The following is a 20,812-nucleotide window of genomic DNA, read 5'->3' as shown; positions in this document are numbered from 1 at the left end:
CCGGACTTTCTGAGATTCCGAGGATCTGGACAGTCTGGACAGAGGAAGTGGAAAACAGGGGAAAAGCAGTCGCCATCGGGACGATCGATCTACAATCAAAGCTTAAAATCAAAACGCCGTTGCCAGAGACGATCGATCGTGACTCCCTTTCAATTTACCTCTCCTTTCCAACCTACGGGCGACCAACCGCAAGCGATTCGACAACTCACGGAACGCCTCAAACGCGGAAACCGCTTCCAAACTCTCCTCGGTGCCACGGGAACCGGGAAAACCTACACGATGGCCAAGGTTATCGAAAACCTGGGAAAACCCACGTTGGTCTTGGCGCACAATAAAACTCTGGCGGCGCAACTTTGCAACGAGCTGCGATCGTTCTTTCCTCACAACGCGGTCGAATACTTTATTAGTTATTACGATTATTACCAACCGGAGGCGTACATCCCGGTTACTGATACTTATATCGAGAAAACGGCCTCGATTAACGAGGAAATCGATATGTTGCGCCACTCGGCGACGCGATCGCTCTTCGAGAGACGGGATGTTATCGTGGTCGCCTCCATTAGCTGCATTTACGGGTTGGGGATTCCCAGCGAATACCTCAAAGCTTCGATTCCCCTCGAGGTGGGACAGGAAATCGACCAACGCCAGATGTTACGGGATCTCGTCGGCGTTCAGTATACGCGAAACGATGTGGAGATGGGACGCAGTAAGTTTCGGGTGAAAGGGGATGTGGTGGAAATCGGCCCCGCTTATGAAGATCGCATTATTCGGGTGGAGTTCTTTGGGGACGAAATCGATGCGATTCGCTATATCGACCCGGTGACGGGGGGGGTGTTGCAAAGTGTCGATCGGTTGCGGATTTATCCGGCCCGCCACTTCGTTACGCCGGAGGAACGCCTCGATCTCGCCTGTGATGAGATTCAAGCGGAACTGGAGGAACGCCTCGAACAGTTGGAAAAGGCGGGGAAACTGGTGGAAGCGCAACGACTCGCGCAACGGACGCGCTACGATTTGGAGATGTTGCGCGAGGTGGGATATACCAACGGGGTGGAAAATTACGCGCGACATCTGGCGGGGAGACAGGCGGGGGAACCGCCGGAATGTTTGGTGGATTATTTTCCCGAGGATTGGCTGTTGGTGGTGGACGAGTCTCACGTGACGGTTCCTCAGATTCGCGGGATGTACAACGGCGATCGATCTCGCAAACAGGTGCTAATCGAACATGGGTTTCGGCTTCCGAGTGCGGCGGACAACCGACCGTTGAAGGCGGAGGAGTTTTGGGGGAAAGTCAAGCAGTGTGCGTTCGTGTCGGCGACGCCGGGAGATTGGGAAATCGAACATTCTCAGGGAAATGTCATCGAACAGATTATTCGACCGACGGGGGTGGTAGACCCGGAAATTTTCGTGCGTCCGACGGAGGGTCAGGTGGATGATTTGTTTGGGGAAATTCGCCATCGCGTGGGGTTGGGGGAACGGACTCTGGTGACGACGTTAACGAAGCGGATGGCGGAAGATTTGACGGAGTATTTGCTCGATCGCGGGGTGCGGGTGCGCTATCTGCATTCGGATATTGGATCGATCGAACGCATTGAGATTTTACAGGATTTGCGACAGGGAGAATTCGACGTTCTCATCGGTGTCAATTTGCTGCGGGAAGGGTTGGATTTACCGGAAGTGTCCTTGGTGGCGATTTTGGATGCGGATAAGGAAGGGTTTTTGCGGGCGGAACGATCGCTGATTCAAACCATCGGACGGGCGGCGCGTCACGTGCGGGGTCAGGCGATTCTCTATGGGGATAGGCTGACGAAAAGTATGGAAAAGGCGATTTCGGAAACGGAACGCCGTCGCAAGATTCAGTTGGAGTACAACCGCAAGCACAAGATTACGCCGAAACCGGTGGTGAAAGCCATCGACAATTCGATTTTGGCGTTTTTGGAGATTTCTCGACGCCTCAACGCGCAACAATTGGAAACGGCTTACGAGCATTCCGAGGAGATTCCGTTAGAACAGATTCCGGAGTTGATTCAGCAGTTGGAGGCGCAAATGCAGGAGGCGGCGAAGAATTTGGAGTTCGAGGAGGCGGCGAAATTGCGCGATCGCATCAAGCATTTGCGAGATAAGTTGGTGGGGCGATCGTCGTAGGGGGAGGTCGTCGATCTAGGGGCGATCGAGATGCAAAAATCCGGTCTGCGGCTCGATCGCAACCCTTCCCAACCGAGCAATTCGTGATATAATAGGAGTCTTGCAGACCGCTTTTGGATATCTACTGCGGGCGTAATTCAGTGGTAGAATGTCAGCTTCCCAAGCTGAACGTCGCCGGTTCGAGTCCGGTCGCCCGCTTTCCTCATCGAACTGTTTTGAATATCGGTTAAATATTCGGTTGTTGCGATCGACCTCGCTTTTCTCTGGAAAATGCGATCGCCGTCTCTGTCGTGACGTCTTCCCATACCCGAGGGCGGCGTTACACTAGAAATGCAAGAACTGCACTCTACATCACCGATATCCACGAACGGCCGAACATGAAAGCTCAACGGACTCTCGCTTGGTTGAAGACAAGATTCAAAAACGCATCGACGACGGAGACCCCTCGCCCCAAAACGGGCGCCAACTGGCGATCGATCGCCGCAACTTGGGCGCTGGTACAAGTGCTGTTATTGGGAAGCCCCGCCCTAGCACAGCGGGAATCGAAGGAGATGTCCTACAGTGCGTTCCTTGAAAAAGTCGAGAACGGCGAAGTCCGAAAAGTCGATCTCGACCCCGCCCGCAACAGCGCCCGCGTTACCCTGGCCAATCAGGGGGAAGAGGAAGCGCCCTACGAAGTGCGTCTGTTTGAAGAAAACCCGGAACTGATTCAGCGGTTGCGCAGTAACGAGGTCGAAATCGACAGCAACCCCACCCCGGACAACAGCTTCGCCATCGGTATTTTAGGGCAACTGCTGTTGATTCTGGTGTTGATTGGCGGCTTGATGTCGATCGTGCGTCGCTCTTCGCAGTCGGGAAACAACGCCCTCAACTTTGGGAAATCCCGGGCGCGGTTCCACATGGAAGCGAAAACTGGCGTCGCCTTCGACGATGTAGCTGGAATTGAGGAAGCCAAGGAAGAGTTGCAAGAAGTCGTCACCTTCCTCAAACAACCGGAACGCTTCACGGCGATCGGGGCGAAAATTCCGCGCGGCGTGTTGCTTGTCGGCGCACCGGGAACGGGGAAAACTCTGTTATCGAAAGCCATTTCTGGAGAAGCGGGGGTTCCGTTTTTTAGTATTTCTGGTTCGGAATTCGTCGAGATGTTCGTGGGCGTCGGCGCCTCGCGGGTGCGGGATTTGTTCCGCAAAGCTAAGGAAAACGCCCCTTGTTTGGTGTTCATCGATGAAATCGACGCGGTGGGACGCCAGCGGGGAACGGGAATCGGCGGCGGAAACGACGAACGGGAACAAACTCTCAATCAGTTGTTGACGGAGATGGACGGCTTTGAGGGGAACAGCGGAATTATCGTCATCGCCGCCACGAACCGCCCCGACGTGCTGGATACCGCCCTGTTGCGACCGGGACGGTTCGATCGACAGGTAACGGTGAGTTTACCGACCTACAACGGACGGTTGGGGATTTTGCAGGTTCACGCCCGCAATAAGAAACTGGCCCCGGACGTTTCTTTGGAGAAAATCGCTCGCCGCACGCCGGGACTCTCGGGGGCGGATTTGGCGAACCTCCTCAACGAAGCGGCGATTTTGACGGCGCGTCGCCGCAAGGACGCGATTGGGGAGTCGGAAATCGAAGACGCCATCGATCGCGTCACTATCGGTTTGAAGTTGACGCCTCTCCTCGACAGTAAGAAGAAACGCATCATCGCCTATCATGAAATCGGCCACGCCATGATGATGACGCTGTTGAAGAATTCTGACCCCCTGAATAAGGTGACGATCGTACCGCGTTCTGGCGGTATTGAGGGCTTCGCGCAACCGGTGTTGAACGAGGATATGGTGGATAGCGGGCTGTATTCTCGCAGTTGGCTGCTCGATCGCATTCGCATTTCCCTCGGCGGACGGGCGGCGGAAACGGTGGTCTTTGGCGATGCGGAAGTCACTATCGGCGCCGGCCAGGATTTGAAGGTGGTGACAACGCTGGCGCGGGAAATGGTGACGCTTTACGGAATGTCGGATTTGGGTCCGATGGCGCTGGAAAGTCCTAATAACGAGGTGTTTTTGGGACGGGATCTCATGCCCAGTTCGGAACATTCTGAGGAGATGGCGGTTCAGATCGATCGACAGGTTCGCACCATCGCTCAGAAATGTTTTGAGGAAACTTGTCAGATTTTACGGGACAATCGCCCTTTGATGGATCGCTTGGTGGATTTGCTCATCGAGAAGGAGGAAATCGATGGGGACGAGTTTCGCCGCATCGTAGCCCAACACGCGACGCTTCCGGAACGCCAACTTGCGGGGACGGCTAGTCCGTCTGAAGCGACTGTTGGCTAATCGTTTAAGCACTAATTTGTCCGATCGCGGCTAGACATCCCGGCGATCGCTATATCGCAACCGTGTTTTCACTCAGTCAGGGGACGAGGTTCGTCCCCTGATTTTGTTGTGGCAATTTTCCGTAAAGCTACGGATGTGGTTTGGGGAACGCCTCGATAGGCGGTTTCAAAATTCGGTGAATCGACGCAGAATCTCAGAGGGTTCGTCGATCGATCGCCATCAGCCGAGAGAAGTTTTATCGGAATTACGTATTATCTTTGGATTTTTTAGGGCAGATCTGCGTAATTTCTATGAGTTTTTAAAACCCGTATAAAGACGGTTTTAAAAGCTATTAAAGAGCTGCTAAACTCTATTGACATAGGGGTTAAAAGAAAATTAACTTGAATTTAGCTCGTTCTATTTCCGGTTTGTTTCTGATTTCGATCGTCGCAAAATTTACATTTCCTCATCGATTTTAATCGATTTTAACCGAACGTAAATTCGAGAAATAAAACGAAAAAAACTGCGATGGATCGTCAATCTCTGACTGCTCGGTTTGCCTAGAGGGTTTCAACTATGTCCGGTGTTCTAACAAAGGCTGTCTCGACTTGTACCGTTTTCTCCCTGTCCCTGACGGGAGCGTTCGGATTCGCCTCTTCCGCCGGCGCCTTCAGTATCTTTTTCGGAGAAGACCTCAACCAAAGTGCGACGCAACCCCTGACGGAGTACCGCAACGCTCTGCAAGCCGAAACCGACTTTCTCTCCAATCTCGTCGGTGTCGGAACGGAAACCTTTGAAGGATTTCCCGTCGCCACCCCCGATCCCATTACCTTAGACTTTGGCGAGGCGGGAACTGCTACCCTCAACGGACAGGGCATTATGAACGCTGTCGTGGAAGGGGAAACGAACGGATACGGACGCTACGGTATCTCGAAAACCAACTATTGGGAAACCAACGCCGCCGGGAACAACTTCGTGGTGGAATTCAGCCAAGCCGTCGCCGCCTTTGGCTTCTACGGTGTGGATTTAGGCGACTTCGGCGGGGAACTGATGTTAAACCTCACCCTCGCTAACGGCGGAGAAACCTTGATCGCCGTTCCCAATACGGTGGGAAGTTACGGCAGTACGGACGGTTCGGTGTTGTATTTCGGCGCGATCGCCGACAGTGCCGACGAATTGTTTACCAGTCTTTCGTTTAATATGACTGCCCCCGGTACGGGCATATTTTCCGATATCTTTGCTTTCGATAACATGACGGTGGGGTCGCTGTCTCAGGTCAAACAAGAGTCCTCTGGGGACGTGACAGATGTAGCATCTGAGCCGACTCCGCCAACTCAAGACGTTCCCGAACCCATGTCGGCGATCGCTCTGTTGTTGGTGGGTGCGGTGGGTACTCGCAGTCTGCGGAAGCTAGAGAAGTCTTAACGCCCGGACGTTCCCCCTTGAAAGGTCTGTTTAATATCTCTGTTTAGGATCTCTGTTTAGTATCTCTGTTTAGTATCTTGATTTTCTCTCCAAGATAGAGTCCTGGCAGTCTCACCAGTTCCCCGGCATCTTCGAGATGCCGGGGATTTTGTCGATCGTCGTCCTTTCCGTATTTTTGGGTAGTGCGATCGATATCACAGCCTTTTGCCCCCTCATATCACCGAATTTTTGTGGATGCGATCGCCCGGATAGGGGTATCGCATCACCGTAAATATACTGAAAAAATCACCGTAACTGTTGCTGGCGATCGCGGTGTAATTCCCCAAGGCGGGAGATACTGAAACCATCGAGTTCAGAAGTGCCTGCCATGTTTCCCCAACTGCAACTCCTCCCCGGCGCAATCTCTGCCATCCTCGCTTCAGTAACAGACCGGGGATATATCACCCTCAGCGATCGATACGGACTCATGGCCGCAATTCTCGACGACAGCCTCGACGAAATCGATCGCCGCTCGGCCAACCGCCTGCTACGAGCGGTCTTGCGGGGACGAGTGAAAGTCGTGGACGACCTCTGTCTCACCTGAAACGCGACTTCAGAACTCGATTTCAGAACTCGATCGAATTTTCTCTGATGCCTCTGACGCGATAGTTCCTCATGTTTTCCCCCGATGCCATATCGGGGGTTTTTTTTGCGGTGGCGTCCGTTGATGGCCCGCAATGGGCTATAACAGACACAGCTTGAGGCGCAAGAACTCCGTTCTGCTTCGCGATCGAGGATTTCTATGTCCGACCCCAAAACCGACCCCAAAACCGACCCCAAACCCACCCCGAAAATTTCCGCAGTCATCTGCACCCACAACCGCGACAACTATCTCGGCGCCGCCATCGACAGCTTGCTTCACCAGCAAGACTTCGACGATTACGAGGTTGTCGTGGTCGATAACGGCTCCACCGACGGCACCCAAGCTGTGGTTGAGGAACGATTGCCCCATCCCCGCCTGCGCTACGTCTGGGAACCCACCCTCGGACTCTCTATCGCCCGCAACCGAGGCGCTCGCGAAACCACCGCCCCCATCATCGCCTATCTCGACGACGACGCCGTAGCCAGTCCCACCTGGCTCAAACATCTAGCCGACGCCTACGATACCAACGACAAACTGGCGATCGCTGGCGGTAAAGTCACTCTCATCTGGCCCCAAGGCGTGACACCTCCCCCCTGGTTGTCGGAAAATTTATCCGGAAACCTAGGACTCTACGACCTCGGCGACGAGGTGGTGTCGATTACGCAACCCGGCCTCACGCCGCGCGGTCTCAACTACTCCATCCGCCGGGAATTCCTCGATCGAATCGGCGGCTTCGACCCCAATCTCGGCCGCGTCGGGAAAAAACTCCTCTCTAACGAGGAACTCTACACCACCGAAAAAGCCTTACAACTGGGGTGGCGAGTGGCCTATCTCCCCGAAGCCCTCGTCGCCCACAACGTCGCCCCCGAACGGATCGATCGAACCTGGTTCCTGCGTCGAGGGTGGTGGCAAGGCATCAGCGAATGCTATCGCGAACAGCTTGCGGGTAGTGCGGGTCCGCCTCAGTTATTACGGGGCGGCGAACGCATCCTTCGCGGCTTGTACAAGGCGGCGAAATACTCCCGAGATCCGGCTCGCCGCTTTGATAATCTAGTATATGCCTACGGTCAGATCGGCTATCTTGTTTACGCCGTTCAGGGAATGCTCTCGCCACCGTCTGAGTCTCGTTAATCCCGATCTGTACTGCACCTTTTCTTCCCATTCATCTTCTGACCCCCTACGCGATTAGCTCATGTCTTCTTCTGCCAATCCTCCTGCTAAAGTTCCCGTTTCCGTCCTCATTCCGGCGAAAAACGAAGAAGCCAACCTTCCGGCTTGTCTTGAAAGTGTGTCCCGAGCTGATGAAGTGTTCGTCGTCGATTCTCAAAGTGAAGATCGATCGAGTGAAATTGCGGAAAGTTACGGCGCGAAGGTGGTGCAATTTCACTTTAACGGTCGCTGGCCGAAAAAGAAAAACTGGTCGCTCGACAATCTTCCCTTTAACAACGAATGGGTGTTAATTGTCGATTGCGACGAACGGATTACGCCGGAATTATGGGACGAAATCGACGAAGTGGTTCGCCAAAACGATCGCGATGGCTACTATCTCAACCGTCGCGTATTTTTCCTCGGTGTTTGGATTCGTCACGGCGGTAAATATCCCGATTGGAATTTGCGCCTGTTCAAGCATAAAGTGGGACGCTATGAAAACTTGAACACGGAAGAAGTGCCGAATACGGGTGACAACGAGGTTCACGAACATGTTGTTTTGCCGACGGAAGCGGGATATCTGAAAAACGATATGCTGCACATCGATTTTCGGGATATTTACCATTGGTTGGCACGACACAATCGCTATTCAAATTGGGAAGCGCGAGTCTATTATAATTTGCTGACCGGACAAGGTGATGACGGCACTATCGGCGCGAATTTGTTCGGCGATTCGGTTCAGCGCAAGCGTTTTTTGAAAAAGATTTGGGTGCGGTTGCCATTTAAACCTTTGTTGCGCTTCGTGTTATTTTATATTCTTCAGTTGGGATTTTTAGACGGTCGTGCGGGGTATATTTACGGTCGTTTGTTGAGTCAGTACGAGTATCAAATTGGCGTCAAACTTTACGAACTTCGCAAGTTTGGTGGTCAGTTAAATAAGAAAGACGAAAAAAACGCCCCGCCGAAAGCAACGCAATCGGTGTCTTGAATCTCTTGAGTTAAATCTCTTGAGTTAAATCTCTTGAGTTAAATCTCTTTGAGATTTAGATCGGAGATTTAGATCGAGTCGCTCTTGTCTGAGATCCCCGGCATCTTGGAGATGCCGGGGATCTGGTGTTGGGATTTCCCCGTTACGTCATTGTCGGTAACGCGGCGATCGCTGCAGCGACGGGGGAACCGGGACGACCAAAACACTCTTTTTCGAGAAAACAGGTTATCGAGAACGCTCGAAATTTCTAGTTTTTATAGTGTGTTTTTGTAGGTTAACCAGCCCTATATTTGAATATTTTATCACATTGGTATTGATCGCACTGTTACGATACACTAAAAAATGTTAAAATTGAAGAGATATAATCCAAAAAAATCGACCCACTCTGAAAGGAATCGAAATTTCAAGACCATTATGGATCTTCTCCCGCTTTTAACCTTTGTTGCAGACCGCGCCAGAATAAACTTTAATAAGAAAGTCCGAAACGTTGCAGAAGCTCAGGAAAAATTCTTATTCAATCTTCTTAAACGCTATAAATATACCGAACTCGGACAACAGTATAAAATCGGCGAAATTCAATCGATCGAGCAGTTTCAAGCGCGGATTCCAGTTCTGGGTTATACCGCTTACGAACCTTACGTTCGACGGATTGCCGATGGGGAATCGAACGTTTTAACCTCCGATCCGGTGGTGTATCTCAATCGCACGAGCGGGTCAACGGGAAAACAAAAACTCATCCCGGTCACGCGGCGTTTTCAAAATATATTAGGTTGGGCGAATCTGGTCAGTTTGGGATTCCTCGTCCACGGGTTAAAAAAGCGGGGTAAAAAACTCGGCAAAAACCTGGTTCTCAATGCCTTAGAAGCCCCGAAATATACCCAAGGCGGCATTGAATACGGATCGGCCGGCCCGGGGGTGTTAAAAATGGGGTCGTTTCTCTACAAACAGCTTTTCGTTCATCCCCTGGATACCTTTAAACCGCAAGATTACTTCGCGCGATCTTACACGGCGTTGTTGTTTGCATTGCGAGACTGTCCCACCAGTATCGGCAGCAATTTCCCGATGGTGATTTTGCAGCTTTGTAACTGGTTGGAGGAGTACGCTGAAGCGTTAATTGAAGATATCGAAACGGGATCGATTGCCCCTTGGTTGAAACTCGAACCGGAACTGCGGGTGAGTTTGGAAGCGCAACTGATGCCCGATGTCGATCGAGCGGCGGAGTTACGCAGTATCCTAAAAACAGAAGGTCGTCTGCTACCCCGTCTCGTTTGGCCGGGATTGTCTTGTTACACCACCGCCAGAGGCGGAACCTCGGATTTTTATTTGCAGCGATTCCCCGAATATTTTGGCGATATTCCCGGCTTTGGGGCGGTGTTTGCTTCGGCGGAAGGAACCTTTAGTATCTATCCCGATTTGGATACGGACGGCAGTGCGTTAGCGGTGGAAACGGGCTTTTTCGAGTTCGTTCCGCCGGAGGAATGGGATAGCGAACATCCGAAAACTTTGCGACCCAGCGAGGTGAAAGTGGGAGAATACTATCGACTACTCGTCACCAATCACAGCGGATTTTATCGCTACGATATCGGTGATGTGTTTCAGGTGGTTGGATTTTACGAGGAAGCGCCGTTAATCGTGTTTCGATATCGTCGCGGGGGCTTGTTGTCTTCAACGACGGAAAAAACGACAGAATATCACGTCACCCAAACCATGCAAATTTTGCAAGATAAGTTTGCAATTCGCTTTGAAGATTTCTGTATTACCCTTTCGGATAACGAATTTCCGGCGCGATATTTGGTGAATGTGGAACTGGCACCGGGATATCATCTCGACGATGCGGAAGGCTTTATTGAAGCGTTCGATCGCGTGTTAAAGGAGGTTCATATCTATTATCAAGTGAAGCGGGATATGTCCATTCCGCCGCCGCGCCTGCAAATTTTGAAGCCGGGAAGTTTTGAAATCGTACGTCGCCGACAAGTGGAACGGGGAATCCCAGCTTATCAACTGAAGTTTCCTCATATTAGCGAAGACCGCTCGATCGTGGCGGATTTGGAAGTCGAACGAGCGGTTCAGTTCGGGTCGCGAACGGCTTAAAAACCGGTCGAGATCTTGACAAATTTTTCGATTGATGATTTAAAAAGATGATTCGACCTGGATTCGCGATCGCCTGTGAAATAAATGTCTTTAAATGCTCGATCGAACGATTCGTTTTATCCGTTAAAAAATGCCCTCTTGTCATTAAAAATTGCTCGAAGTCTGGGCTTTGGCCTTGAGAAAGCTCAGGGGGGAAACAGCCCCACCGCTCAACAGTTATTAAGCGATGCTCCTCTGTTGAGCGAGCTGTTCGATCGACGCATTGCCATTTTAGAGGGATGGTCGGATTTTCAAAATAGTGTGAAAGCGTTTCAGGTATTTGGATTGTTGAGCGATACCGTTCGACCCTATTGGGAATCGCTCGAGGATTTACAGCATCAGACATCACAAGGAAACTTGCAAGCTTCGTGCCATCTAAACGCCCGAAAACGGCAGTTTTTAGTCAGCCGAAAAAACTCGAAAAACGCGGTAATTTTTAACCCCGAAGACCTCACAGACGAGGTATTAAAAACCGTTGATGTGCTACAGGTTGCACTGTGGGAAGCCTTGCGAGATCGCTCGATCGTCTGTACCACCTCCACGAACTTCGGTTTGGCGTTACATGAAATCTTGCATCGCTTACAAACGATTGCGATTCCCTACGGCGATCACGCGGTGTCCGTTCTCAACCTCGATGAAGTCAAACTGACGATTTGGTGTCCGAAACGGGGTTCGGCGATTATGCGGGATGAAAAAGACGACATCCTGACGCAAAAAGTCAAGAGTAGTTCGTTAAAATGCCAACTGCGACGCTACGATACGCGGGAAGAACGGGATAGAAACGCCATCGGTCAAGTCCTCGAAGAGTCGGGAATTTTTTTTCCGACTACGCCGCAGTCTCCCGAGAATTTGACGGTAATTTTAGAAGCAATATTTCAAGAAAAACCGCAGATTAAAACTCAAGTTTCCGACGTCACTTTAACGCAACTAACATCGCCAATTCGAGGAGGGATTTTCGGGGCGATCGTGCCGTATTTATGCTTACTCGAAAATGTCATTCAACGGGATAGAATCGAACAGAGTCCGCAGGAGATTCAAAACAGTCGCGTCCTGTCGCTGTACAATCCCACCTCTATCGGTGCCACGTTAGCGGGATTTATTGAAGGCGATCGCTTGTTGCACTGTTCGGGAGTTTTATCGGGGTTGCATCCTCGAGAACGGTCGTTGTTCGATCGTGAATTTCCCCGACTCACACAGTATTTAGAAACTGCTAAAAACGGCTTACCGTTTAAAACCGCCGTTTGTGCTGTTCCAGACCATCATACCCGTCCCGGTATTGCGGGAGCCTTTAACGTGGAAACTCCCCATATTCCAGGGGACGGTAAAAAGTTTATGGGGTTGGGGTCGAGCGGTTTTCCGAAAAACAGCTTGCTGAAAGAAATTGTCTCCAAAAGTATCGATATTGGCGGTGCGTTTTGCGGCAAATCTCACGTCTATCCCACTACCCATACGATGGGGTATATTGCGGCGGCGTTAGTGTTTGCCAACGACCTGAAATATGGCAGTAAGGCTCGTTTGCCAGAACTGGCGGGATCGTTTGCTGTGGCGGGAATTTTGCAGCAGGCGATCGAGCAGAACCAACTGTCTCCGGAAGAGGTGGCTTGGGTTTTGCGAAAAACCGGAATCGGCTTGAGAGAATTTTTGGCGTTAAATTCCGAAGACTATGGAAGTGCCAATGAGTTTTTAAAACGTGCCGAGAGTGAAGGTAAAGCGATGGGAGAATTTGCGAAAGTCTTCGTTGAGAATTTAGCGATCGAACTGTCTGTTTTGCGCGATCGCGTGGCTGCAATTCGAGCCACCCGAAGCGTCATCTCCTGTCCTCGCTGGCCGCTGCTGGTGGCTCACCGAACCGGGGATTACTGTCGCCAACCGGATAAATCCCTGGTTCGACAAATTCAACAGCATTTTTTGTCCGAGAAATAGACAGATGTTTGGGGTACATCTTAATCGATATAAAAACAGGGTCTTCGGAGTTTGAGGTGATAAGCATATTTTATACCTGGTTATCCCCCCTTCGCCCCCCTTTGAAAGGGGGGTTGGGGGGGATAGGGGGCGAAGGGGGGATGCGCCCCTACCCAAATTTTGTATTCCAATTTACAAATTACACCCTAATCTCCGAAGACCCTAAAAACATGAGTTTGAAGTCGGTTGTACGAACCTCCGTAACCCAACGGCCGCTCAATCGAGTACGGAGAGTGTACCTCTCGTTTAAGATCCCCGGCATCTCCTAGATGCCGGGGATCTGGCTGTATCTCACTTCTGTAAAGGGGGCTGAAGCCGGGGATCTACCAAATATCGAATATGCAAAATTAAATTTTAAATTTTAATTCAATTCATTGATTTTTAAAATTGCATCTCATACAATCGAATTTAACGCATTTGAAGAGCGAAGCGAATGTTTTCCAAGGTGCCGATCGCAGGGTTGCAACTGCAATATCATAAAGGTCAAACGTTCGCCGCAATTCTCGGAATTGCCTTCACCACACTGCTGCTCTTCATGCAAATTGGCTTTCGAGCGGGGTTTCTCGGCAGTTTGGTCAAACTTCCCGCCAGCTTTAACGCCGATATTGTCCTGTTAAATGCCTCTTCCGTCACCGTTTTACGACCGTTGAAGTTTTCCGAACGACGGCTGTATCAAACGTTAGCTTTCGAGGAAGTGAACTCGGTGACGCCAATTTATTATAACTCGACGCTCGTTCGAGATCCGGACAATCCCTATCTTTTTTTAAGACAAATTCAAGTCATTGGAATTCCCATCAAACCGAAGGTTATCGATTTACCGGGTATCGATCGCAATCTCGAGAACATCAAACAGCAAGATAGTTTTTTACTCGATCGCAACTCCCGTAAAGAGTTTTCACCCTTAATTCAAAAGCTGGAAACTCAAGGTGCATTTTACACGGAAATTCGCACGCCACGGGACGAGTTTAAAAAAGTGAAACTGACGGGATTGTTTGAATTGGGGGCTAGTACCTCGTTTAACGCTTCGATGGTGACGAGTGAAGAGAACTTTTTACGACTGTTCGATCGAACCCCCGGTCAGATGAATATCGGCTTAGTTAAACTGAAGCCAGGAGCGGATATCGATCGCACTCTCGCCGCTTTGAAAAACTATCTTCCCCCCGACGTTAAAGCCATCTCGAAAGAGACTCTAATTTTAGAAGAAAAGGTTTTTTACGAAAACAGTACGCCGATTGGCTTAATGTTTCGATTTGGGTTAATTGGTTCGATGCTGGTCGGTACAATTGTATTATACCAAATTCTCTATCAAAAAATATCGGGATTTATTAAAGATTACGCAACCTTTAAAGCCATTGGATTTAGTAATTCGGCTTTAGTGTCGATCGTCCTCAAAGAAACGTTAATTTTAGCCGTATTAGGATATTTACCCGGTTTCGGCTTGTCGATCGTCATGTACGATATTATTGCCGACTCTACGGGATTATCGTTAGTTATGAAATCCGATGTGGCGATCGCGGTTCTCGGGGCAACCTGTGCGATTTGTTTTGTTTCGGGTTCTATTTTCGTTTGGAAGCTCAAAGAAGCCGATCCTGCCGATATTTTTGGTTAAAATCAAGCCTGTAAATCGATAAGTTTTCGATACAACCGTTCCTGAACTTGATGTTTGATAATGATGTTGGTTAAATCCGATTCCGACATCATACTCATGAAAATATCTCGCTCCATGACGATAACTTTTGCACCCTCCTCGGAAATGACGCACACCGTAGCAGTTCGTTGGCTTTGATTGACAATGCCAATTTCACCGAAATAGTCGTTGCGGCTCAACGTCCTTAAAAAGACGACTTCTGAATTGTCCTGCTCTTGAACCACTTCAACGGTTCCTTCAATTAAAATAAAGAATTTATCGGCAATATCTCCTTGCTGAATAATCGTTTCTCCCTTGGCGTAAGTTTGCACTTTTAAGGTTGAGGCGATTTGCGTCAGTTCGCGATCGCTAAGTGTTGGAAGAACCAGAGACAGTTCCTCGCCGTAAGCGGTGCCGAGGCGGCCGTCTTCGATGCGGATAATGCGATCGGCAACGTCCAAAATTCGCGGGTCGTGAGTGACAATTAAAACGGCACTGCCTTCCTGTTTTGCCAAATGTCGGACGATTTCCATCGCTTCTCGTCCGGTTTGGCTGTCGAGAGCTGCTGTCGGTTCGTCGGCGAGGACGAGTTTGGGACGGTGGACTAAGGCTCTGGCGATCGCAACTCGTTGTTTTTGTCCGCCAGAGAGTTCGCTGGGGTGTGCGTTGGCGTGGCGGCTCAATCCCACTTCTTGGAGAATGGAGTCGGTTTGAATTCGAGCTTTTTTAGCAGAAAAATGCTGTTGTAATTCTAGGGAAATTTGGATATTTTGCCGAATCGTCATGAAATCCCAGAGGTTGAAATGCTGGAAAATATAGCCGATTTGTCGGCGAAGCTGCATCCGTTTCTGCTCGCTGGCTCGATAGAGTTGATGTCCGAAGATTTTGAGGCTGCCGCTTTGAATCGATCGCAAACAGCCAATTAACGAGAGTAAGGTGGTTTTTCCCGAACCGGAGGCGCCGGTTAAGATTAAAATTTCGCCGGGGTAAATGTTGAGGTTGATATCGTAGAGAACTTGTTTTCGTTGGTTGGCGTCTTGATAGTAGTAGTCGAGATGTTCGATCGATACAATTTCCGCTTGATTCATACCGATGTTTAGGTGTTTTGTTGGTGAAATAGACAGTTTTAATCAGTTGCGATCGTTGCTCTGTCGATTTTTTTATTGAGGAGTTTTATTGAGGAGTTTTATTGAGGAGTGGCGAGCTAGATCTCCGGCATCTGGGAGATGCCGGGGATCTGATATGGGGGAAAGCACTAGGACGGATTTTTAGGCTGAGAATCCATATTGATTTTAATCTCGACTTGCAAGTTAATTAAATTAGAAACGGTTTGACTGTCTTCTGGATTTAAGCGGATTTTCACTTCTACGACGCGAGCATCTACATCGAGGCTGGGGTCGCTGCTTAATACGTCTTTTTTACCAACTTGTGCGCCAATTTGTTCGACAGTTCCGCGCAATTCTGTCTCGAACATGGAATGGGTAACGCTGACGGTTTGACCGACTCGCACGCGATCGATATCGGTTTCGTACACTTCGCCGATAACATACATGGTTTGCGTTTGCGCCAGTTCGAGAATTCCCTCGGAACCGATAGTTTCCCCTGGAAACGTATGCACTTTTAAGACTCGACCGTTAATCGGCGATCGCACGTAGGCTAACTCAAGTTCGGCTTCAGCTTTTTCCACAGCAGCCAATGCTTGTTCGAGTTTCGCTCTGGCGACGTTTACATCAACCGGACGCACTTCTTGTAAATTTGCTAATGTCGATCGCGCTTCTAAAATTTGATTGGGATAGGAATCGAGTATTTCTTCCAAACGCGCTCTGGCACCGCGAATATCTTCTTGTAACGTCACGACATCGAGACGCCGACTTTCGATGGTTGAAGTTGAAATCGCTCCCTCTCCAGCCAAAGGTAACATCCGTTCGTATTCGTTTTTCGCGTTGTCTAATTCGGCTTCTAAGCGAGCAATTGTCGCTTTTTGTATCGCGACTTTTCCTTCAAATTGCCCTCTCAAGTCTTCAATATGAGCTTCTTGAGCGGCAATTTGTCCTTGTTTGGCGTCTCCGGCTTCGGCGCGATCGAGTTCGGCTTGCGCGAAGGAAACATCAGTTTCGGCTTCGAGTAACGTGGCTTGCAAACGCTCGAAATTATCTAAAATGGCGATAATTTCTCCAGACTGTACGCTGTCCCCTTCTCGGACTAAAAGTTCGGCAACGCGAGCGTTTTCCGTTGACGAGGAACCGGAAACGACGATAATTTCATCTTTAGGACGAACGCGACCCAATGCGGTAACAAAATCCGGTTCCCGCTGGGTCATGTCTAACGGACTGGCTTCGGCGATTGCCATTTCCGTTTTTCGTTCAGATCGCTGTAAAAACCAGTAGGTTGATGCTCCAATAGTTGAGGCGCCTAATAAGACGCCTAGGAGAAAAAGCGGAACGCGCCCTAGTTTCATGGGTTCGACTTTGAGGAACAGCATTACATCAATATTGCATCAATGTTTGGTTGAACGATTTCCCGAACGAGCGATCCTGAAGAGGATTTATTTGTTTGTTGTTTAATCTGATGGATAGTTTTCAAGAAAACTATGTTTTTTTAATACTTGAAAAATTTATATTGTTGGGTTAGATTTTGTTTGGATTGGCGTTGGTATCGTGAAGTATTTAAGCTCAACCAATTCTAGTATATCTGAGTTTAATTTAAATGGATGTAACATTTTTTATCGTTCAAGCCTCAAAAAAAGAGGCGATCGCATTCCAGGCTACACCCCAAAAAACACCATTAAATAGAAATATGAACACAAAATCATTTAAACTTTAAAATAGTATTCGTCGATTAAAATCGAAACCAACGCAAACCCTCGATCTGGCTGGATTGACCCCATGAAGCGAGAACCGATACCTTTACAGTCCGAATCCCCCGACTTGCAAGCAGAATCTTGGATAGACTTACGACAATACGATCAGTCGTGGTTCGATCGCGGTCGTCCGGGGTGGTACGTTTTGCTGTGGTGGTTCGTTCAGGCGATCGCCTTTCCTCTGAGTCCCCACTTCGCCAGCGGGTTTCGCTGTTGGCTGCTGCGTCGCTTCGGCGCGAAAATCGGACGAGATGTCTTAATTCGTCCCACGGCGCGATTTACCTATCCCTGGAAAATCGAAATCGGCGATTATAGCTGGATTGGGGACGACGTGGTGTTTTACAGTCTCGATCGAATTACCGTCGGTTGTCATTGCGTCGTCTCCCAGGAAACCTATCTTTGCACCGGAAGCCACGACAGTCGCGATCGCGCCTTTGGCTTGAAAACTCAACCGATTCAACTGGGAAACGGCGTGTGGATTGCGGCGGATTGCTTCGTGGCTGCGGGAGTCTGCATTGGGTCGAATACCGTCGTCGGCGCCAGAAGTAGCGTTTTTGGAAACCTCCCGGCTGGCTATTTCTGCGTCGGGAGTCCCTGTCGTCCCAAATCGCCGCGATCGATCGAGGACAAGGCTGGGAGTTCCGCGACTGCAACAACGGCGAATTTTCAATCCCCCCAATAAAATCGCCACAATAAAAGAAAGACGAAAAAACCCAAGATCGATTTATGGCGACTCTCAAAAAACGGCGTTCGGAAAACGTCGAAGGTGACTTTTACGTTGATTCTACCTGTATCGACTGCGATACTTGTCGTTGGATGGCGCCGGATGTTTTCTATCGGGATGGCGACCAGTCCGCCGTGTACCACCAACCCAGCAGCGAGGCGGAACGGGACGCCGCGTTAACTGCACTGTTATCTTGTCCGACGGCTTCTATTGGAACGGTGGAACCGCCATCGGATATCGGCGAAGTGCAGCGGGAGTTTCCGCTTCCCGTCGCTGAAAACGTCTACCATTGCGGCTATCACTCGAAATCCTCGTTCGGCGCCGCCAGTTACTTCATCCAGCGACCGGAGGGTAACGTTCTGATTGATTCGCCGCGATTCGCCGCGCCGTTGGTGAAGCGTCTTGAGGAACTCGGCGGGGTGCGCTATCTGTATTTGACGCACAAAGACGATGTGGCCGACCACGCCAAATTCCGCGATCGCTTCGGGTGCGATCGCATTCTCCACGAACTGGAGATTACGGACGAATTGCGGGATATCGAAATTCAGTTATCGGGTTTCGACCCGATTCAGTTGGCGCCGGATTTGTTAATTATTCCGGTTCCCGGTCACACTCGCGGCCATACTGTGTTGTTGTATCGCGATCGGTTTTTGTTGGCGGGAGATCATCTGGCTTGGTCGCCGCTGCTGGAGCGTCTTTATGCGTTCCGTCGCTATTGTTGGTATTCCTGGGAAGCGCAAATCGACTCGATGGGGAAATTGACGAACTACTCGTTTGAGTGGGTGCTTCCCGGTCACGGTCGCCGCGCACATCTCGATCGCGAGACGATGGCGCGACAACTGCACGAATGTGTGGAATGGATGAAAGAGCAGTAATACCTTTTGAGTCTTAGTGTTCAACGCCTAACGGCGATCGAAGGAAATTCACCCCCAAGATGACGCAATCGAGTGATGACAAGACTTTAGTGCTCAACGCCTAACGGCGATCGAAGGAAATTCACTTCTGCTGGAACTGAGGAAGACGCGCCCATCCTTGAAAGTGCTCAACGCCTAACGGCGATCGAAGGAAATTCACTCCCGGTGAAGTTAAATAGTAAGCATATTTTTCTTCTTGTGCTCAACGCCTAACGGCGATCGAAGGAAATTCACGATCCCGAAAGACTTGATCGCCGCCCAGTTGTCCGCTGGTGCTCAACGCCTAACGGCGATCGAAGGAAATTCACCCCCAGAACAGCCACATATCGGGGATTCCGAGGGGACTGTGCTCAACGCCTAACGGCGATCGAAGGAAATTCACAACCTGGAACAGTCCCTAAATAATCAATATCTAAATGTGCTCAACGCCTAACGGCGATCGAAGGAAATTCACATAAAAGGACTATTGCCTTTTGTTCTAGCGTGAACGTGCTCAACGCCTAACGGCGATCGAAGGAAATTCACTTGATAAGGCAGTAACACGCTGAAAACATACGGATAGCTGTGCTCAACGCCTAACGGCGATCGAAGGAAATTCACTATTTCTTCGGGAGTAAGAGGATGCTTTAATGTTGAGTGCTCAACGCCTAACGGCGATCGAAGGAAATTCACATTGCGGACTCGAGATACACCCAAGTCTTCGTCCCGTGCTCAACGCCTAACGGCGATCGAAGGAAATTCACTCTACCGCGATTCGCGTCTGCCCCTCGCGGATAAGGGGTGCTCAACGCCTAACGGCGATCGAAGGAAATTCACTTCAGTCAGTGCATAGAATTGCTCTTTAACGTGTGCGTGCTCAACGCCTAACGGCGATCGAAGGAAATTCACCGATTTTCTGTGGAGATAGCTATCTGGTTCGCGGATTTGTGCTCAACGCCTAACGGCGATCGAAGGAAATTCACGTTCAGTTCCTCAGTTCCCGTGGCGTTGCGAACAATGTGCTCAACGCCTAACGGCGATCGAAGGAAATTCACTTCTAAAGCTTGAGTTAGTGATGTCAGCTCTAATTGTGCTCAACGCCTAACGGCGATCGAAGGAAATTCACATCTTAAGCGGGATATTCCCTGCTCTAATTCAGAGATAAGTGCTCAACGCCTAACGGCGATCGAAGGAAATTCACGATTTAAAACGTCTAGATATCAACCCTTTGACGTTTTCGTGCTCAACGCCTAACGGCGATCGAAGGAAATTCACCCTGGGATAATCCTGGGCTATTTGATTCCAACTAACGTTGGCAGTGCTCAACGCCTAACGGCGATCGAAGGAAATTCACATCCTCCTCACTGTCCCCCACTTCTCCCGTAACCTGTGCTCAACGCCTAACGGCGATCGAAGGAAATTCACCTTTTGGTTCCAACACAAACCTCAAGCAGAAAAAAGGCGGTGCTCAACGCCTAACGGCGATCGAAGGAAATTCACTGCGTTAACTTGGACGCAGCTCGAGCGATCGCAGTCGTGCTCAACGCCTAACGGCGATCGAAGGAAATTCACTGTTGATGTAGGAACCATTCTAGTCTCAACCTCTCGTGCTCAACGCCTAACGGCGATCGAAGGAAATTCACAAAATCTTTGGAATTAAGTTGCCACAAGGAAACGTGTGCTCAACGCCTAACGGCGATCGAAGGAAATTCACCTTGTTTTCGTTCTTCTTTCTCCGCTTTTTCGCGTTGTGCTCAACGCCTAACGGCGATCGAAGGAAATTCACTTTAACAGGCATTACAATTGAAATTTTAGGGGAACTGTGCTCAACGCCTAACGGCGATCGAAGGAAATTCACAATTCCTTCCAGCAAATCTTCTTTCACGGATTCAAATAGTGCTCAACGCCTAACGGCGATCGAAGGAAATTCACTCTGTACACACGAGAGATTAAAGGGACTACAGATCCAGTGCTCAACGCC

14 protein-coding genes, 1 tRNA gene and 1 CRISPR repeat array are annotated in these 20,812 nt (G+C 49.9%); of the genes, 12 read left to right on the top strand and 3 right to left on the bottom strand.

What is annotated here, in order from left to right; translation table 11 throughout:
• Window positions 1–138 precede the first annotated feature (138 nt).
• The 4 genes from uvrB to ACP5D4_RS04770 all read left to right on the top strand — a co-directional run bounded on the left by uvrB (window position 139) and on the right by ACP5D4_RS04770 (window position 5,876).
• Window positions 139–2,142 (top strand): excinuclease ABC subunit UvrB, encoded by a 2,004-nt coding sequence (gene uvrB / locus ACP5D4_RS04785; protein ID WP_428010487.1) that lies wholly within the window; start codon window positions 139–141, stop codon window positions 2,140–2,142.
• A 126-nt stretch (window positions 2,143–2,268) separates the two neighbouring features.
• Window positions 2,269–2,340 (top strand) — tRNA-Gly (locus ACP5D4_RS04780).
• Between the two features lie 179 nt (window positions 2,341–2,519).
• Complete coding sequence (gene ftsH, locus ACP5D4_RS04775; protein ID WP_428010514.1) at window positions 2,520–4,472, top strand: ATP-dependent zinc metalloprotease FtsH; 1,953 nt, start codon at window positions 2,520–2,522, stop codon at window positions 4,470–4,472.
• Between the two features lie 555 nt (window positions 4,473–5,027).
• Window positions 5,028–5,876, top strand: a complete 849-nt coding sequence (locus tag ACP5D4_RS04770; RefSeq protein WP_428010486.1) for a PEP-CTERM sorting domain-containing protein — start codon at window positions 5,028–5,030, stop codon at window positions 5,874–5,876.
• Between the two features lie 212 nt (window positions 5,877–6,088).
• Here ACP5D4_RS04770 and ACP5D4_RS04765 read toward each other — a convergent pair whose 3' ends face one another.
• Window positions 6,089–6,223 (bottom strand): hypothetical protein, encoded by a 135-nt coding sequence (locus ACP5D4_RS04765; RefSeq protein ID WP_428010485.1) that lies wholly within the window; start codon window positions 6,221–6,223, stop codon window positions 6,089–6,091.
• Window positions 6,224–6,243: 20 nt separating this feature from the next.
• On the opposite strand from ACP5D4_RS04765, the gene ACP5D4_RS04760 reads away from it, so the two are divergent.
• The 6 genes from ACP5D4_RS04760 to devC all read left to right on the top strand — a co-directional run bounded on the left by ACP5D4_RS04760 (window position 6,244) and on the right by devC (window position 14,336).
• On the top strand, window positions 6,244–6,459 hold the full coding sequence (locus ACP5D4_RS04760) for a hypothetical protein (RefSeq protein ID WP_428010513.1): 216 nt from the start codon (window positions 6,244–6,246) through the stop codon (window positions 6,457–6,459).
• Between the two features lie 198 nt (window positions 6,460–6,657).
• Window positions 6,658–7,629 carry a glycosyltransferase family 2 protein gene (locus ACP5D4_RS04755; protein WP_428010484.1) on the top strand — a complete coding sequence of 324 codons (972 nt, stop codon included), beginning with the start codon at window positions 6,658–6,660 and terminating at the stop codon, window positions 7,627–7,629.
• Between the two features lie 61 nt (window positions 7,630–7,690).
• Entirely contained in the window at window positions 7,691–8,635 is a 945-nt protein-coding gene (locus ACP5D4_RS04750) for a glycosyltransferase family 2 protein (protein WP_428010483.1), read from the top strand.
• 414 nt (window positions 8,636–9,049) lie between these two features.
• Window positions 9,050–10,726: a GH3 auxin-responsive promoter family protein gene (locus ACP5D4_RS04745; protein ID WP_428010482.1), complete on the top strand. Its 1,677-nt coding sequence runs from the start codon at window positions 9,050–9,052 to the stop codon at window positions 10,724–10,726.
• Between the two features lie 237 nt (window positions 10,727–10,963).
• Window positions 10,964–12,688 (top strand): hypothetical protein, encoded by a 1,725-nt coding sequence (locus tag ACP5D4_RS04740; RefSeq protein ID WP_428010481.1) that lies wholly within the window; start codon window positions 10,964–10,966, stop codon window positions 12,686–12,688.
• A gap of 472 nt (window positions 12,689–13,160) precedes the next feature.
• Window positions 13,161–14,336 (top strand): ABC transporter permease DevC, encoded by a 1,176-nt coding sequence (devC, locus tag ACP5D4_RS04735; protein ID WP_428010480.1) that lies wholly within the window; start codon window positions 13,161–13,163, stop codon window positions 14,334–14,336.
• 2 nt (window positions 14,337–14,338) lie between these two features.
• On the opposite strand, the gene ACP5D4_RS04730 is transcribed toward devC, so the two are convergent.
• Complete coding sequence (locus tag ACP5D4_RS04730) at window positions 14,339–15,442, bottom strand: ATP-binding cassette domain-containing protein (protein WP_428010479.1); 1,104 nt, start codon at window positions 15,440–15,442, stop codon at window positions 14,339–14,341.
• 167 nt (window positions 15,443–15,609) lie between these two features.
• Entirely contained in the window at window positions 15,610–16,704 is a 1,095-nt protein-coding gene (locus ACP5D4_RS04725) for an ABC exporter membrane fusion protein (protein ID WP_428010478.1), read from the bottom strand.
• 535 nt (window positions 16,705–17,239) lie between these two features.
• Here ACP5D4_RS04725 and hpsU point away from each other — a divergent pair.
• Both hpsU and ACP5D4_RS04715 read left to right on the top strand, forming a co-directional pair.
• Window positions 17,240–17,896, top strand: coding sequence for a hormogonium polysaccharide biosynthesis acetyltransferase HpsU (hpsU, locus tag ACP5D4_RS04720; protein ID WP_428010477.1), 657 nt, complete (start codon window positions 17,240–17,242; stop codon window positions 17,894–17,896).
• Window positions 17,897–17,940: 44 nt separating this feature from the next.
• Complete coding sequence (locus ACP5D4_RS04715) at window positions 17,941–18,813, top strand: MBL fold metallo-hydrolase (protein WP_428010476.1); 873 nt, start codon at window positions 17,941–17,943, stop codon at window positions 18,811–18,813.
• 16 nt (window positions 18,814–18,829) lie between these two features.
• Window positions 18,830–20,763: direct repeats of the CRISPR family, unit length 36 nt; unit sequence GTGCTCAACGCCTAACGGCGATCGAAGGAAATTCAC.
• Window positions 20,764–20,812 lie beyond the last annotated feature (49 nt).

This window comes from Baaleninema sp., assembly GCF_049974805.1.
Taxonomy (GTDB): domain Bacteria; phylum Cyanobacteriota; class Cyanobacteriia; order Cyanobacteriales; family Geitlerinemataceae; genus Baaleninema.
The sequence above is the reverse complement of the archived record's forward strand: the minus strand, read 5'-3'. Positions and strand labels throughout refer to the sequence as shown.

Coding starts and splice junctions, on each gene's coding strand:
- ftsH (WP_428010514.1), top strand. CDS start 2,520: ATGAAAGCTCAACGGACTCTCGCTTGGTTGAAGACAAGATTCAAAAAC.
- ACP5D4_RS04770 (WP_428010486.1), top strand. CDS start 5,028: ATGTCCGGTGTTCTAACAAAGGCTGTCTCGACTTGTACCGTTTTCTCC.
- ACP5D4_RS04765 (WP_428010485.1), bottom strand. CDS start 6,223: ATGGTTTCAGTATCTCCCGCCTTGGGGAATTACACCGCGATCGCCAGC.
- ACP5D4_RS04760 (WP_428010513.1), top strand. CDS start 6,244: ATGTTTCCCCAACTGCAACTCCTCCCCGGCGCAATCTCTGCCATCCTC.
- ACP5D4_RS04755 (WP_428010484.1), top strand. CDS start 6,658: ATGTCCGACCCCAAAACCGACCCCAAAACCGACCCCAAACCCACCCCG.
- ACP5D4_RS04750 (WP_428010483.1), top strand. CDS start 7,691: ATGTCTTCTTCTGCCAATCCTCCTGCTAAAGTTCCCGTTTCCGTCCTC.
- ACP5D4_RS04745 (WP_428010482.1), top strand. CDS start 9,050: ATGGATCTTCTCCCGCTTTTAACCTTTGTTGCAGACCGCGCCAGAATA.
- devC (WP_428010480.1), top strand. CDS start 13,161: ATGTTTTCCAAGGTGCCGATCGCAGGGTTGCAACTGCAATATCATAAA.
- ACP5D4_RS04730 (WP_428010479.1), bottom strand. CDS start 15,442: ATGAATCAAGCGGAAATTGTATCGATCGAACATCTCGACTACTACTAT.
- ACP5D4_RS04725 (WP_428010478.1), bottom strand. CDS start 16,704: ATGGCAATCGCCGAAGCCAGTCCGTTAGACATGACCCAGCGGGAACCG.
- hpsU (WP_428010477.1), top strand. CDS start 17,240: ATGAAGCGAGAACCGATACCTTTACAGTCCGAATCCCCCGACTTGCAA.
- ACP5D4_RS04715 (WP_428010476.1), top strand. CDS start 17,941: ATGGCGACTCTCAAAAAACGGCGTTCGGAAAACGTCGAAGGTGACTTT.